The 14666-nt window shown below is 51.3% G+C and carries 12 protein-coding genes and 1 tRNA gene; all 13 read left to right on the forward strand.

The window, feature by feature from the left end; all coding sequences use genetic code 11:
- On the forward strand, positions 1-114 hold a 114-nt coding region (locus ENN66_00135; GenBank protein HDS15047.1), incomplete at its 5' end, for a hypothetical protein.
- Positions 86-814, forward strand: coding sequence for a nucleotide exchange factor GrpE (gene grpE, locus ENN66_00140; protein ID HDS15048.1), 729 nt, complete (start codon positions 86-88; stop codon positions 812-814). The genes ENN66_00135 and grpE, both read left to right, overlap by 29 nt.
- Before the next feature lie 111 nt (positions 815-925).
- Positions 926-2827: a molecular chaperone DnaK gene (gene dnaK, locus ENN66_00145; GenBank protein HDS15049.1), complete on the forward strand. Its 1902-nt coding sequence runs from the start codon at positions 926-928 to the stop codon at positions 2825-2827.
- A gap of 242 nt (positions 2828-3069) precedes the next feature.
- Entirely contained in the window at positions 3070-4179 is a 1110-nt protein-coding gene (gene dnaJ / locus ENN66_00150) for a molecular chaperone DnaJ (protein HDS15050.1), read from the forward strand.
- A 12-nt stretch (positions 4180-4191) separates the two neighbouring features.
- A complete protein-coding gene (locus ENN66_00155) occupies positions 4192-4953 on the forward strand; it encodes a hypothetical protein (GenBank protein HDS15051.1) in 762 nt (253 codons plus the stop codon).
- Positions 4954-5130: 177 nt separating this feature from the next.
- Positions 5131-7035 carry a hypothetical protein gene (locus ENN66_00160; protein HDS15052.1) on the forward strand — a complete coding sequence of 635 codons (1905 nt, stop codon included), beginning with the start codon at positions 5131-5133 and terminating at the stop codon, positions 7033-7035.
- Between the two features lie 77 nt (positions 7036-7112).
- Positions 7113-7188: transfer RNA gene (locus ENN66_00165), tRNA-Ala, on the forward strand.
- 208 nt (positions 7189-7396) lie between these two features.
- Entirely contained in the window at positions 7397-7594 is a 198-nt protein-coding gene (locus ENN66_00170) for a DNA-binding protein (protein ID HDS15053.1), read from the forward strand.
- A 445-nt stretch (positions 7595-8039) separates the two neighbouring features.
- On the forward strand, positions 8040-9671 hold the full coding sequence (locus tag ENN66_00175; GenBank protein ID HDS15054.1) for an acyl-CoA synthetase: 1632 nt from the start codon (positions 8040-8042) through the stop codon (positions 9669-9671).
- 2 nt (positions 9672-9673) lie between these two features.
- Positions 9674-11449 carry an AMP-binding protein gene (locus ENN66_00180; GenBank protein ID HDS15055.1) on the forward strand — a complete coding sequence of 592 codons (1776 nt, stop codon included), beginning with the start codon at positions 9674-9676 and terminating at the stop codon, positions 11447-11449.
- Between the two features lie 319 nt (positions 11450-11768).
- Positions 11769-12023 (forward strand): hypothetical protein, encoded by a 255-nt coding sequence (locus ENN66_00185; protein HDS15056.1) that lies wholly within the window; start codon positions 11769-11771, stop codon positions 12021-12023.
- Positions 12020-13762 (forward strand): cation acetate symporter, encoded by a 1743-nt coding sequence (locus tag ENN66_00190; GenBank protein HDS15057.1) that lies wholly within the window; start codon positions 12020-12022, stop codon positions 13760-13762. Before ENN66_00185 ends, ENN66_00190 begins: the two co-directional genes overlap by 4 nt.
- A gap of 295 nt (positions 13763-14057) precedes the next feature.
- Positions 14058-14639, forward strand: coding sequence for a hypothetical protein (locus ENN66_00195; protein HDS15058.1), 582 nt, complete (start codon positions 14058-14060; stop codon positions 14637-14639).
- The last annotated feature ends 27 nt before the right edge of the window (positions 14640-14666 follow it).

Consider the following 14666-nt stretch of genomic DNA (forward strand, 5'->3'; position numbering starts at 1 on the left):
GGTCGAGTCTGGGGACGGGTGGGCGTGATTGGTCCGACGCGGATGGATTATTTGAATATAATTCCTTTGGTGAACTATATCGCTGATGTTATGGGTCAGCGTTTGCACGTATAAGCCAAGGATTACAAGGATTAGAACTTATTTAAGGCTTCCGGCCACCAGAACGCCGCAGGAACGGGGTTGGCCGGAGCGTAAGGAGGCAGCCGTGAAGGAAGCGCGGGACCAGGTTGAAAAAAAAGAGGGAGCGGAGAGTGAGCCGGTTTTGGGGACGAAAATTTCGGAACAGGGCGGTGGTGAAGTTCAGGAAGAAAACCTGCCGACAGCTGAGGCAAAGGTGATTTCTGAACTGGAAGCAAAGATAAGTGATCTGCAAACGCTTAACAGCTCATTGCAGGAGCAAATGCTCAGAGTACGAGCTGAGGCCGATAACTTTCGCAAGCGGGTACAGAGGGAAAAGGATGAATTTACTCTTTTTGCCCGCGAGGGTTTTATTCGTGATCTGTTGCCGGTAAAAGACAATCTGGAACGGGCTTTGAGTTTGAGTCATTCGGCCACGGATACGGATGCGCAAGCGATAATTGAAGGGGTCAGGTTGACTCTGGAGCAGTTTGAGTCGGTTCTCAAAAATATGGGGGTCGAATGTGTCGAGTGTCTGGGCCAGGCCTTTGATCCAGCTTTTCATGAAGCCATGACCCAGGTCGAGAGCGATAAGCATGAGCCCAACATGGTGGTCGATGAGTTGCAGAAAGGTTATCAACTGCATGGCCGGCTTCTGCGGCCGGCTCTGGTTAGTGTGGCCCGAAGTAAGACCTGATGAAAAACAAAGCTAAGGGTTGATTTTCGGTTTCTGCGTGCTTAACTTGTAGCGCGGGTTGAGTTTGAAAAATATAATTATATTTTAATAACCTTTTTTAAGGAGTGTGTCATGGGGAAAATAATCGGCATTGATCTGGGGACCACCAACTCATGTGTCAGTATTATGGAAGGTGGCGAAGCCAAGGTTATCGCCAATTCGGAAGGGGTCCGAACCACTCCTTCGGTGGTTGCCATCAATGAAAGTGGAGAGCGTCTGGTGGGGCAGCTGGCTAAACGTCAGTCGGTTACCAACCCGACCAACACGGTTTTTGCCGTCAAACGTCTGATCGGTCGCAAGTTTTCCGCACCCCAGGTCCAGCAGATGAAGAGCAAGGTGCCTTTTGCGATTACCGAGTCCAAAAATGGTGATGCCTGGGTTAAAATCAGGGATAAGGAATACAGCCCGGCCGAGATTTCGGCCATGGTTTTACAGAAAATGAAACAGACGGCTGAGGATTATCTCGGCGAACCGGTTACCGAAGCTGTCATTACGGTGCCCGCCTATTTCAATGACAGTCAGCGGCAGGCGACTAAGGATGCCGGCAAAATTGCCGGTTTTGACGTTAAACGCATTATCAATGAACCGACGGCAGCCGCCCTGGCCTATGGCGCGGATAAGAAAAAAGATGGAAAAGTTGCGGTTTTTGATCTTGGGGGCGGTACTTTCGATATCTCCATTCTGGAGCTGGGCGACGGGGTTTTTGAGGTCAAGGCGACCAATGGCGACACCTTTCTGGGGGGGGAGGATTTCGATGAACGGGTTATCGATTATATCGCCGATCAATTTCGTAAAAGTGACGGTATTGACCTGCGCAATGACAAAATGGCTCTGCAGCGTCTTAAGGAAGCCGCCGAAAAGGCTAAATGTGAGCTCTCCTCCTCGATGGAGACCGATATTAATCTACCCTTTATTACAGCTGATGCCTCCGGCCCTAAACATCTGAATGTTAAACTGACCCGGGCAACCCTGGAGAGCCTGGTGGCCGACCTGATTGATCGGGTGGTTGGTCCCTGCCGTACCGCGATGAAAGATGCCGGAGTCTCGGCCTCGGATATCAATGAAGTTATTCTGGTCGGCGGCATGACCCGGATGCCCAGGGTTCAGCAGAAGGTCAAGGAAATTTTCGGTCAGGAGCCGAGCAAGGGGGTTAATCCGGACGAAGTGGTATCGATTGGGGCGGCGATTCAGGGCGGCGTTCTGCGGGGCGATGTCAAGGACGTTTTGCTTCTCGATGTGACTCCGTTGTCGCTGGGCATTGAAACCCTGGGTGGCGTTTGCACCAAGTTGATTGAGAAAAATTCGACCATTCCGACTAAAAAGAGCCAAATTTTTACCACGGCCGCGGATAATCAGCCGGCGGTCAGTATCGTTGTTTTGCAGGGTGAGCGCCAGATGGCCGCCGATAATAAGCGGCTGGCCCAGTTTGAACTGGTTGGCATTCCGGCCGCGCCGCGCGGGGTTCCGCAAATTGAAGTGACTTTCGATATCGATGCCAACGGGATTGTCCATGTTTCCGCCAAGGATACGGCAACCGGCAAGCAGCAGTCGATTGAGATCAAGGCCTCCAGTGGTCTGAGCGATGCGGAAATTGAACAGATGGTCAAGGATGCCGAGCTTCATGCCGACGAGGATAAAAAAAAGCGTGAGCTGATTGATTTGCGCAATCAGGCGGACAGTACGATTTACCAGACTGAAAAGAGTCTTCATGATCTGGGCGATAAAGTTCCGGCGGCCGATCGCGCTAATATCGAAGCTGCGCTTAATCAGTTGAAAACGGTTAAGGATGGTGGGGATTCGGCCGCGATCAGTAAGGCCATGGACGGTTTGCAGCAGGTTTCTCACAAGCTGGCGGAAGCGATGTATGCCCAGAATCAGGCGGGGAGTCCTGCCGGAGAAACTGCCGGAGCCTCTGCAGGCAGTGACGATGATGTTGTCGACGCCGATTTTGAAGAGGTTAAGGACGAAAAATAATCACCGCCGGCGGGGTTCTGCCCCCGGGCTTATCTTTTGGGAATTCCAGGTACGGTGGTGCGCCGTACCTGGTTTTTTTCGTCTTCGCGTTGGTCTCGCTGAAAGTGTGAGGTTTCGTTTTCAGGATAGAAGAGCGGATTGTTAAGGCGAGGGTGACGTTTCGTCGGGGGCGCGTGGTTGTGGGCCCGAAGGCTTTTCCGTGAAGCCGCTGGTTTCATGTATTTGGAGGGAGATTTACAGGCGTGGCGCAAAAAAGAGACTATTATGAGGTGTTGGAACTCCATCGCAACGCCTCTGAGACTGAAATTAAGAAGGCCTATCGCAGGATGGCTTTTAAGTACCATCCTGATCAGAATTCGGGTGACCCCGAAGCCGAAGCTAAGTTTAAGGAGCTCAGTGAGGCCTATGGGGTTTTGTCCGACAGCCAGAAACGGGCTCTTTACGACCAGTATGGCCATGACGGGCTGCAGCAACAAAATGGAGGTGGTTTTGATTTTGGTGGGGGCTTCGGCGACCTTTTCGGCGACCTTTTCGGCGAGGTTTTCGGGGCGTCCGGCGGCCGGCGACGTTCAAGCGGACAAGCCGGTGAAAGTCTGCGCTATAATCTGGAAATTAACTTCGAAGAAGCGGTTTTTGGGACTCAGGCCAAAATCAAGGTCCCTCGTTATGTGGTCTGCGATCTCTGTCGAGGGTCGGGTCTGAAGGCCGGGTCTCGGCCTGAGGTCTGTCCGACCTGTAAAGGGCATGGCCAAGTACGCTACCAACAGGGTTTCTTCAGCGTTAGCCAGGCCTGTTCAACCTGTCGGGGAGAAGGGTCGGTAATCAAGGATCCTTGTTCGAAATGTCAGGGCCGTGGTCGTATACGGGAAGATAAAAGTCTTTCGGTCAAAATTCCGGCCGGAGTTGAGACCGGCACCAGGCTGAAGTTGGTGGGTGAAGGTGGCGCCGGCATCAAAGGCGGTCCGGCGGGAGATCTTTATGTGGTGATTCAGGTGCGCGAGCACCCCTTCTTTCACCGGCGCGGCAACGATATCTACTGTCAGGTTCCGATCAGCTTTGCCCAGGCGGCTCTCGGGGCTGATTTTGAGGTGGAGGCTCTGGAGGGCAAGGAGAAGGTTTCAGTTCCGGAGGGAACCCAGTCAGGGGATCATCTTTGTCTGCGAGGTAAAGGCGTGCCGCATCTGAACGGATATGGTCGTGGCGATCAGATTCTGGAGCTGCTGGTCGTGACCCCGAAAAATTTGACCTCTCGGCAGCGGGAACTTTTCGAGGAGCTTGCGCGTGAAGAGGGAGATGTTTCCACGCATGAAAATAAAAGTTTTTTTTCCCGGATTCGTGAGATGCTGGATTAGGGTTGCTCCTTGATGTGCACGGTTTTGCTGGCCTTTCAAAAGGTCGCGGGCTGGCCTCTGGTGGTGGCCAATAATCGCGACGAGTTCTTTGATCGTCGCGCCCTGCCGCCGCGGGTTTACAGGGCTGGGCGGAAAGGTGGACGGCGTTGGCTGGCTTGCCTGGACTTGAGTGGCGGCGGCAGCTGGTGGGGGTACAACGACCGGGGGCTGATGGTTTTTCTGACTAATCGTTGGATCGGAGACAACTACGCTCCGGGCTCCTGTTCTCGGGGCCAGCTGGTTCTTGAGCTTTTACAGTTTTCCGAAATCAATGAAGCCCGCGAAGGCTTAGGTCGGATTGCCGTTGAACATCCCTTTAACCCTTTTAATCTGCTCGTTACTTCCCGTTACCAGGGCTTTTTTTCTTCTAATTTTCCCGAACTTCACTTTTGCCCTCTGTTGCCGGGGTATCATTATCTTGGCAATGGCCTGCTTGATGGTTGCAGCTCCATGAAGGCTCGCAGCGCTCGCCGTCTTTTTGCCCGGTTAGCGATTGACGGGGCTTCTCTCGGCTGCGTTCTGGATAGTTTTATGCAGGCTTTGCGCAGCCCCTATCCTCAGGATGGCATTCCCCCTCAGGGTTTTAATGTCTCCTTTGATGGCTACGGAACAACATCATCTTTACTCCTGGCCGTCCCCGAGACCGATAACGCGAATCTTTTCCTGGGCTACTGCGATGCCAATCCCTTGCGCTCTCAATACCGGGATTATTCGGCTTTGGGCCAGCTGCTCTAAAGGGAAGGCAAGGTTTTTTCTTGCTTTTTTATTCGCTCTTAACCTATAAGCCGGTTGCCGCGCTCTGGTTGTCCGGCGGCTCGGGCTTGCTTTCTGGATGCGGACAGCCCGGGAAAATTTTTAAAATAAACCGGTCGGTAGCTTACCCTGCCGGCGCAGAGAAGGGGTTTTTGCTGGATGTTAAGAATCATGCGAAAAAACGCCCAGTCCATGGTCGTTAAGTTTATTTTCGGGGTGATTATCGTCGTCTTTTCTTTCTGGGGTGTCGGCAGTATGAAGGCCAGGCAGATGACGCTGGCGGCAACGGTCAATGGAGAAAGTATCGATCGCAAGGCTCTGGATGAATCCTTTCGTAATCTCTGGCGTAATTATCAGGAGCAGGCGCAGGGTAAGTTTGATCCCGATGAAACCCGGATCCGCCAGCTCAAACAAGAGGCTCTGAACAGTCTGGTTGATCGTCGTCTGCTTCTGAAGGAAGCCGAGAAGTTGGGCCTGATTGTCAGTGAAGAAGAATTGCGTCAGCGAATCGCCGGCCTGGGGGCTTTCCAGCTGGAGGGTCGATTTGATCGGGAGACCTACCGGCGGGCACTGAGTTACAGTCGTTTGACCCCAGCTCAGTTTGAAGCCGGGCTGCGGGAAGACCTGTTGCTGGATAAACTGCGGCAGGTGATTGCCGATGGTGTAAAGGTGCTGCCTGAGGAGGTTGATATTCTGCTGCAGCAGCAGAAAGAAGAGATTCGCTTGGCTCTGTTGCGTCTGGCGCCGGCTGATTTTCAGGCGCTGATGCCGGTGGATGCGGAAGGCCTAGAAAAATTTTTCAGCGAAAAACGGGAACGGTTTCGTATCCCGGAACAGCGTCGAATCGCGGCGGTCGTCATTGAGCGGGAGCCGCTGCTCGATCAGGTCGTCTTGGCAGAGGGGCAGGCTGAAAAGTATTATCAGGATAACCAGGAAAAATTTCGGGTCGACGAGCAGGTTAAGGCCCGCCATATTTTGATCAGGGTTGGAGCGGATGCCGGGGGGCAGGAACTAGCCGAGGCCGAGGCTAAAATCGGGGAGATTCTCATGCAGCTTGAAGCCGGGGGCGATTTCGCTGAACTGGCTAAAAACTATTCTCAGGATGCGGCGGCCTCCAGGGGGGGGGATCTCGGTTGGTTTGGTCGCGGAGCCATGGTTGCTCCCTTTGAAGAGGCGGTTTTCGCACTTGAGACCGGGGTGGTCAGTGCTCCGGTGCGGACCGATTTCGGGATCCATCTGATCAAGTGCGATGAGCGGAAGACTGCCCATGTCAAGACCTTTGCGGAAGTGAAAAACAATATTGAGAAAGACTTGCGGGCGGAAGCCCTTCCCACGCTGCTGCGGCAGCGTCTGGCGGAAGTCGGCGAAGGTCTGGCCGGCAGTGGTCCGGATGACTTTGTCAAGGTGGCGGGGCGGCTTGGTTTGAAGGTGATAGAGACCCCTTTTTTTAGTCAGAAAGATGGCGTGGTGCCTGAGATTGGTCGGGATGTGGCTCTGATGGCTGAAGTCTTTAACACCGGAACTGGCGAGACGGCTGAATTAAATAATCCGACGCGTAACAGCTATTACTTTATGGTGCTTGAGCGGAAGGATAGTTATTTGCCGGAACTGGTCGAGGTAAAGGCTTCGGTGGAGAATGCTTACAGGTTGGAAAAGGCCAGGCTGCGCGTAAAAGAATTGACTGCACAGGTGGTTTCGCGCCTGCAGGAGGGGAAAGCCCCCCTGGAGGAGGCGGCCCATGAAATTGGGGTTGAACTTCTGGATAGCGGTTTTTTTCAGCGTGGTCGCGGGGCGATTCCCAAAATCGGCACCGACCAGCAGCTCAGTAGTCAGCTTTTCGCCCTGCTCGAGGGGCAGACATCGTCGCCACTGCGATATAAGGATGTATATTTTTTTGCTCGTCTGGAGGAGCGACGTCTTGAACTCGGCGACGATGCGAGCGCTCAGAAAAATGAGATCAGGGCGCAATTATTACAGTTCAAAGGATATCGCCTGATGAATGAGTTTGTTCAGGATCTGAGACAGAAAGCGGAGGTGAAGATTATGTCCGGAGTTCTTGATTAAAATGCGGTGCTGAGGTAGAAAAGATATTGACAGGGCTGCCCGGGCATGATAATAGGGCCCTCCGCGACTTGGGGAGAGGGGCTGTAGCTCAGCTGGGAGAGCGCTTGACTGGCAGTCAAGAGGTCGACGGTTCGATCCCGTTCAGCTCCACCAAAAGTAAAAAAAGCAGGCACTTGCGTAATGACGCAGCTGTCTGTTTTTTGTTTTGGCACAAAACGTGCAAGGCTAATCTGGAAACTGGGCTTTCAATCGGGTCGGCAGGTTTTTGTTCACGTGGATTGCAGTCTTCCCGAGGGTTTTTAAAATCTTGGTTTGTTTGCGAGAAACCCAAGGCCTGTTTTCCTAAATTAAGGAGAGAGTGATGAGGATTATGAAAGGTAAAAATAATGCTGAAATCGGTAGTATCGAGGTAGCGGAGCTGCTGGATACGAGCCCCGATAATGTAAACTACATGGCCCGGAAAGGGATTCTGCCTGGGTATAAAGAGAAAAAATTCTGGCGCTTTAATAAGCGTGCGGTGGTTCGTTGGATTAAATCCAGGAAGCTGGTAGAGGTTTGACTTCTTAGAGTGGACTATAGGTTTAGGCTTTGGTGTGGAGGGGTGGTGAAAATTGCCTCTTTTTTCGGGTTGTTTTTCGCCAGTTAACGTTAACTGAAGTCACAAATTCAGACCTTTCTGCTGGGAATCATTTTTTGAAAAAAAAGTTATTGCCAGCTGACGTTAACTGTTTTTAGTTGACAAAGTCATGTTCTTGTTATATGGGGAGGGACGGCTTTTCGTAGAAAGCTGTTTTATACATGGCTTTGTTCATGGATTGCTGAGCCCTGCTGCCGGGAGCGTAACGGTCGACAGGCGGGCGGCTTTGCCAGGGCGATACAAAGCCGACAAACATAATTGTTGACCTTGAAATGGGTCGATGCAGCGGAGACGGTTAAGGAGAGAGGAAGCTATGCAACTGACAACCCCGTACGACAATGTTCCGGTAGATCTCAATGGTCCTAACATGAAGGATTACGATGAGGTTAAGAAAAACTTTAAATTCGATATTCCAGAATTTTTTAATTACGGTTTCGATGTCGTTGATCGCTGGGCTAAGGACCGGACCAAGTTGGCGATGGTCTGGGCCAGTACCGACCTGAGTGAGATTCGCAAGTATTCATTTTTCGATCTGCAGTGTCTTTCCAATAAGTTCGCCAATGTGTTACGCAAAAAGGGATTGAAAAAAGGCGACCGGGTTTTTGTCATGGTTCCCAGGATTGTGGAATGGTATGCGGTTATGTTGGGGACCGCCAAGCTCGGCGTGGTGCCGATGCCGGCCCCCAATATTCTGGTTCCGCACGACGTTGAGTATCGCGTGCAGCAGGCCGATGCGGTTGCGGCCATCATGTGGCATGAAAATGTCTCGAAGATTGATGAGGTTCGCAGCAGCTGTCCGACGCTGAAGCATTACATTTGTATTGGTGAAAAGAAGGAGGGTTGGGATGCTTATGCCGATCTGATGACGGAGGCGTCGGTTAAACTCTCTCGTGACGAAGTCGAAGCGACTAAATCCAGCGACGGGTTACTGATTTATTTTACTTCCGGGACGACCAAGTTCCCCAAAATGGTTTGTCATACCCACGCGTCATACGGAATTGGCCATATTATAACCGCTAAATTCTGGCAGGATCTGAAACCCACTGATCTGCACTGGACTCTTTCCGATACCGGGTGGGCGAAAGCCGGTTGGGGCAAGATTTACGGTCAGTGGCAAATCGGCGCGGCGGTTATGGTGCATAACGCAGCCGGTCGTTTTGATGCAAAAACCCATCTTAAGATTATTGAAACCTGTGGCGTGACCACTTTCTGTGCTCCGCCGACCGCTTATCGAATGCTTATTCTTGAAGATCTTTCTCAGTATGATCTATCCGGTCTGCGCCACTCTTTGGCCGCCGGCGAACCTCTCAATCCAGAGATCATCAAGGTCTGGAAGGAGCATACCGGGACGACGATTTATGACGGCTTCGGTCAGACCGAATCAGTAAACATGATCGCCAATTATCCTTGTATGAAGATCAAGTTCGGTTCCATGGGCAAGCCGACTCCGGGCTTTGACATTCATCTGGTCGATGACGACGGCAATCCGGTGCCGATTAACGAAGAGGGCCATATCGCGGTGCGCGTTAAACCCGTGGCTCCGGTTGGTCTGTGTACGGAGTACTGGCGTAACCCGGAGGCCACGAGTGAAGCCTTTGTTGGAGACTGGTACTATACCGGCGACAAGGCGAAGGTCGATGAAGATGGTTATTTCTGGTTTGTCGGGCGTTCTGATGATGTGATTAAGGCTTCCGGTTATCGCATCGGACCCTTTGAAGTTGAAAGCGCCCTGCAGAGCCATCCCGCCGTCGCCGAAAGCGCGGTGGTCGGTTCTCCCGATGAATTGCGGGGGACGATCGTCAAGGCCTTCATCATTTTGGCTCCCGGTTTCGAGCCTTCGGATGAGTTGATCAAAGATATACAGGATCATGTTAAAAAGGAGACGGCTCCGTATAAGTATCCCCGGGAAATCGAATTTTTGAAAGAGCTGCCGAAAACGGTTTCCGGCAAGATTCGCCGCGTTGAGTTGCGCAAAATGGAAGAGGCGAAAAAAGCCTAAACATGGGGTTTGAAGATCAGGGGGAGACGTTAGTCTCCCCTTTTTTAGAAGGTTTCTTGTATACTAGAGAAGAGTTGGAAGAGAAAGAGGAGGTATTGGTGAACAAACCGCAATTTGAACTTGGTAATATTACCATCGGAAAATTAATCGAAACGGTTGCCGGGCAGTTTGGTGACAATAAAGCGTTAGAGTATCATAAGCAGGGGCTCAGCCTGAGTTATAAAGAGCTGAATCAAGTCTGCAACCAGGTGGCTAAAGGTTTCATGGCGCTGGGGGTTAAGCGCGGAGACCATGTCGCCATCTGGGCCAACAACGTGCCGCAGTGGACCTATACACAGTTTGGTTTGCCCAAGTGCGGGGGCGTGTTGGTTACCGTCAATACCGCCTATCGCAGCTTCGAGCTCGAATACCTGATGAAGCAATCCGATTCGACGACTCTGATTCTGATCGGCGGAGTGCGTGAAGCGGATGAGTATGTCAAGGTTATCAATGAAGTTTGTCCGGAACTGAAGGATGCCCAACCGGGGGAACTTGACTGCGCCAAATTACCGAAGCTTAAAAATGTTGTTTATATCGGAACAGAAAAGATTCCCGGAACCTTCAGCTGGGAAGATGTTATGGCTCTGGGTGAAAAGATCAGCGACGTCGAGCTTGAGGCACGGCAAGCGACCTGTCAGCCAGAAGATGTCATAAATATGCAGTACACCTCAGGGACTACTGGTTTTCCCAAGGGGGTTATGCTGACCCACACCAACCTGATCGGCAACGCCTACAGCATGGCGGATTGCATGAACCTGACTGCAGATGACTGTCTTTGCATTCCGGTTCCCTTTTTCCACTGTTTCGGATGTGTGATCGGTAATCTCTGCAGTCTGGTTTCGGGAGCGACCATGGCCCCGGTGGTTGCCTTTAACGCCGTGGATGTTTTGGAAACCATTCAGGCTTCGAAGTGTACCGTTATTCACGGTGTCCCGACGATGTTTATCGCTGAGCTTGAGGAGATGAAAAAGAAGAAGTATGATACCTCACACCTGCGCACCGGGGTCATGGCTGGATCTCCCTGCCCGATCGAGGTTATGAAGCAGGTGGTCGATGTGATGGGGGCCAGCGAGATGACGATTGTCTATGGCCAGACCGAAGCTTCGCCGGGCTGTACCCAGACCCGGGTTACGGATTCCCTGGAACTGCGGGTTTCAACCGTGGGGCGGGCCCTGCCCAATGTCGAGGTCATGATTGTCGATCCTGATACCGGCGCGGAAATGCCGCGTGGCGAGCAGGGTGAGCTTGTAACCCGGGGCTATCATGTCATGAAGGGTTACTATAAGATGCCGGAAGCTACTGAGAAGGCGATCGACAAGGATGGCTGGCTCCATACCAGGGATCTGGCGGTGATGGACGCCGAGGGCAACTGCAAGATTACCGGCCGGATGGGCGATATGATCATTCGGGGCGGCGAAAATATCTACCCGCGTGAAATCGAAGAATTTCTTTATACCAACGAAAAGATCAAGGACGTGCAGGTGGTTGGCGTACCCAGCATCAAATATGGAGAGGAAGTGGTCGCTTATGTGCAGATGAAACCTGGACAGCAGGCCACTGAAGAGGAACTTAAAGCCTTTTGTAAAGGCAAGATTGCTTTTCACAAAACTCCGGCTTTTTTTATGTTTGTCGACGAATATCCGACTACTGCCAGCGGCAAGATTCAAAAGTATAAATTGCGTGAAATGGCCACTGTTTCATTGGGGCGAGAAGAAGCCGCCAAGATCAAAACTGCCTAGAGGGTGTCGTTACTGGACGGGAGTCGATCTAATACGGTCGTCTTTCGTCCATCTTGAGTTGTCAGGCAAATGTTTAATAATTTAGGAAAGGGAGGTGAGGATATACAGGTTGGGAATGCCGGGGTTAACGGCGAAGCGCTGAAATTTCAGATTGACAACAAGGCAGGGTTGCCCGCGTGTGCTTGTATCGGCAAAAGAAGAAGAAAAGGGTTCTTGGACAGCGAAATTTTTATTGAGTATTGCCTTTTTGATCGACTTAGGCTTGATATGTGCAGACGGGTAAAATTTAAATTGACTGTATTTTAGGAGGAGAAAGTCGATGAGTCCTTATAAAAAGGAGTGCTGGTTCACGTTGATCAGCTTTCTGATCGTGATATTTCTGACCAATATTTTTCCGCTTTATTTCATGTTCCCAGGCTTGACTAAGAGCTATATCATGGGTTACCCCAGCCATTATTTCCTGGCTATGTTTTTTGGCTGGATTGCTTTGATTCCGTTTTACTGGTTCTACATGAACGTCAGTGAAAATATCGATCGCGAAATTGAAAACAGCGGCTCGGGAGGGAAAAAATGAGACGTATTTTAATTGCCGTACTGGTTCTGCTGTGTTCTCCCGCGCTGGTCATGGCGTCGGAAGAGGCGGCCAAAATTTTCAAGTTTGAGCCCACGAAATCACTTTCGGCCCTCGGCCTGATTTATACCGTGCTCATGGTTTTCGTCTTTCTGTATGTCGGTTATCTTTCGAAGAAAAAGACCACCACGTCGGATGATTACTATACCGCCGGGCGCGGTATCGGCGCTCTCTCCAACGGTCTGGCCATGACTTCCAATTATCTCAGTCTGGCGACCTTTCTCGGGTTTACCGCGCTGATCTGGAAGCTGCAGTTTCTGTTGGTTGCCTTCGTCATGGCCTGGATGGGCGGCTTTGTGCTGATCTCTATCGGTGTGGCTCCAAGTCTGCGGCGTTGGGGTAAGTTTACCAGCATGCAGTTTATCGGTGAGCGCTATGGTCGATTTGCCAAAATCATATCCGTTATCTGCATGATTCTGCTGGCCCAGCTTTATCTGATCGGACAGATGAAGGGGGTCGGCAACGTCTTTCAGGTCATGTTTCACTGGGATTACACGACCGGCCTGGTCATCGGCGGCCTCGTCGTCACCACTTATGTCACGATCGGGGGTATGTACGGACTATCCTATAATCAGACCCTGCAGACGATCATCATGGGCTTCGCGCTCATTTTCCCGACGGTTATAATTTTGATGAAGTTGGGGGCCGGCGGCGCCGCTATCTTTCCGCCGCTTGGTTACGCCAAGCTGGTGCCGACCATGTTGGCTCAGCTGCCGACCTATTTCGATCCTTTTACCACGGTCGGCGGCAAGATTCCTCTGACCTTCAAGTACTATACGGCAATCATTTTCAGCCTTGGCATGGGAACCATCGGTTTGCCCCATATCGCCATGCGTTATTTTACGGCGCCGTCGGTGCGCGAAGGGAAAAAGGCCACTTTGTGGGGCATCTTTTTTGTCGGGATCATCTTTCTGACGACCTTTGCTATTGGTTTCGCGGCTAAACTTTATACGGTTGAAGTCATCAATAAGCAGATGGGTCTGACGATGGCTCCACAAGATGCCGACTTGCTGGTCGTGGTTATGAGCCAGGCCTTTACGCCGAGCTGGATTGCAGCTCTGCCGATCGCCGGCGCTCTGGCTGCCGGTCTTTCCACCATCGGAGGCCTGCTGATGGTTATCGGAACCGGAATCGGCCACGACATCTACACGACGATTTCTCCGAATGCGACGGAAGAGAAAAAGATGAAGATGGGTCTTTTCTTTACGGCTGCCGGTGGAATCACGACTATTTTGCTGGCTCTGAATCCGCCTGAGTTCCTGCTGACCAGCGTTATCTGGGCTTTCGTGGTCGCCGCTTCCACCTTTACCCCGGTGCTGATTCTTGGTGTCTGGTGGAAGGGAGCCAACAAGGTGGGAGCCGTTTGCGGCATGGCTGTCGGGGCTTTTCTTTCGATTACCTTGTGGTGGACCAAAGGCAAACTGTTCGGTTTCCAGTTTGTCAATATGGGTCCGCTGGGTCACCTGATGGGCGGTATTTTTTCCGCTTCCGCTGCGTGGTTTGTGACGGTGCTCGTCAGTCTGATTTCCGGTGGTGAAAAAGACGAAGAGATTCTGCGCGTGGTTGATCGTATTCATGGCTGGACTGACTACAGCACCGAGCGTTACTCGGGTAACACCTTTGCGATCTGTTGCGCTCTGGTCGCCTTGGGCTTGATGATCTGGTCGGCGATGCCAGCCTAAAGGGTGAGTTGCTTCTCTAAGACCGCATGATGAAATAAAAAAAGGAGAGAAGGGAATTATTCCTTCTCTCCTTTCGTTTTTTTAGGTGTAGTGAATGCAGAAGTATATTTTACTAATGCGGGAATCATCCCGCAGCCCAAATGATTTTTCACGGCCCGTACTTAAAGGTATTTCCTTTGGTCATAAATATGTACTCTTTACAGAACATTTTCTTGTTTTTGTGGTTGAAAAAAACAAGAAAATGTTCTGTAAAGTACTAAAAAGGTAGAACCATTACTTTAGTCAGGAAACTTAAATGAAGTTATTAATAGATTTGTTCTTATTGCGCGAAACCCCTTATCGCTATGCTGCAGAAAATCCCAGATCGCCGCTCTGGATGCCCTTTTTATTAATTGGCACAGGGGCCGTTTATGGAATCCTGGTTGCGATTTTTCAGAGGATTTTAGGGGGTAACCTGCAAGGATTTGCCGTGCAGGATATCTCTAATCCGATTTTGATGGGGGGAAATATCCTTTCCGGTATCTTCGTTGCTTTGATTTTTCATGGCGGAGTTACCATGGTGATCTGGCTGATGGCGCGTGGTGTCGGGGGCGCCGGACGGCTGGCGGTACTTTATCGCAGCACAGCATTTATCCTCCCCCTCGCCGTGCCGGCCTTTCCGTACATGGCTGCTCACAGTGTGCCGGCAGAAAGTCAGGCAAGTCTGATTTTACCTTTGGGCTGGTCATATCCTTTGCTGGCGGCAATTGCGCTGGTTATGGTTATCGTGGGACTTTTCCGGCTGTTTCGCGTCACTCAAAAGCTTTCAACCTTTCGCTGTGGGTTTGCGGTATTCTTAGTGTTTTTCTTTTCACTTGCGGTTTATTTTCTCCAATAGCCGTTAACTGTTCTGATTTAGAAGGAC

It is taken from the genome of Pseudomonadota bacterium (assembly GCA_011049115.1).
Lineage (GTDB): Bacteria > Desulfobacterota > Anaeroferrophillalia > Anaeroferrophillales > Tharpellaceae > DSCM01.

What these genes read in the sequence shown, in the direction of transcription:
- ENN66_00170 (HDS15053.1), top strand. Translation starts at nt 7,397, where the DNA reads ATGAGGATTATGAAAGGTAAAAATAATGCTGAAATCGGTAGTATCGAG.
- ENN66_00185 (HDS15056.1), top strand. Translation starts at nt 11,769, where the DNA reads ATGAGTCCTTATAAAAAGGAGTGCTGGTTCACGTTGATCAGCTTTCTG.
- grpE (HDS15048.1), top strand. Translation starts at nt 86, where the DNA reads ATGTTATGGGTCAGCGTTTGCACGTATAAGCCAAGGATTACAAGGATT.
- ENN66_00160 (HDS15052.1), top strand. Translation starts at nt 5,131, where the DNA reads ATGTTAAGAATCATGCGAAAAAACGCCCAGTCCATGGTCGTTAAGTTT.
- ENN66_00180 (HDS15055.1), top strand. Translation starts at nt 9,674, where the DNA reads ATGGGGTTTGAAGATCAGGGGGAGACGTTAGTCTCCCCTTTTTTAGAA.
- ENN66_00195 (HDS15058.1), top strand. Translation starts at nt 14,058, where the DNA reads ATGAAGTTATTAATAGATTTGTTCTTATTGCGCGAAACCCCTTATCGC.
- ENN66_00190 (HDS15057.1), top strand. Translation starts at nt 12,020, where the DNA reads ATGAGACGTATTTTAATTGCCGTACTGGTTCTGCTGTGTTCTCCCGCG.
- dnaK (HDS15049.1), top strand. Translation starts at nt 926, where the DNA reads ATGGGGAAAATAATCGGCATTGATCTGGGGACCACCAACTCATGTGTC.
- ENN66_00155 (HDS15051.1), top strand. Translation starts at nt 4,192, where the DNA reads ATGTGCACGGTTTTGCTGGCCTTTCAAAAGGTCGCGGGCTGGCCTCTG.
- ENN66_00175 (HDS15054.1), top strand. Translation starts at nt 8,040, where the DNA reads ATGAAGGATTACGATGAGGTTAAGAAAAACTTTAAATTCGATATTCCA.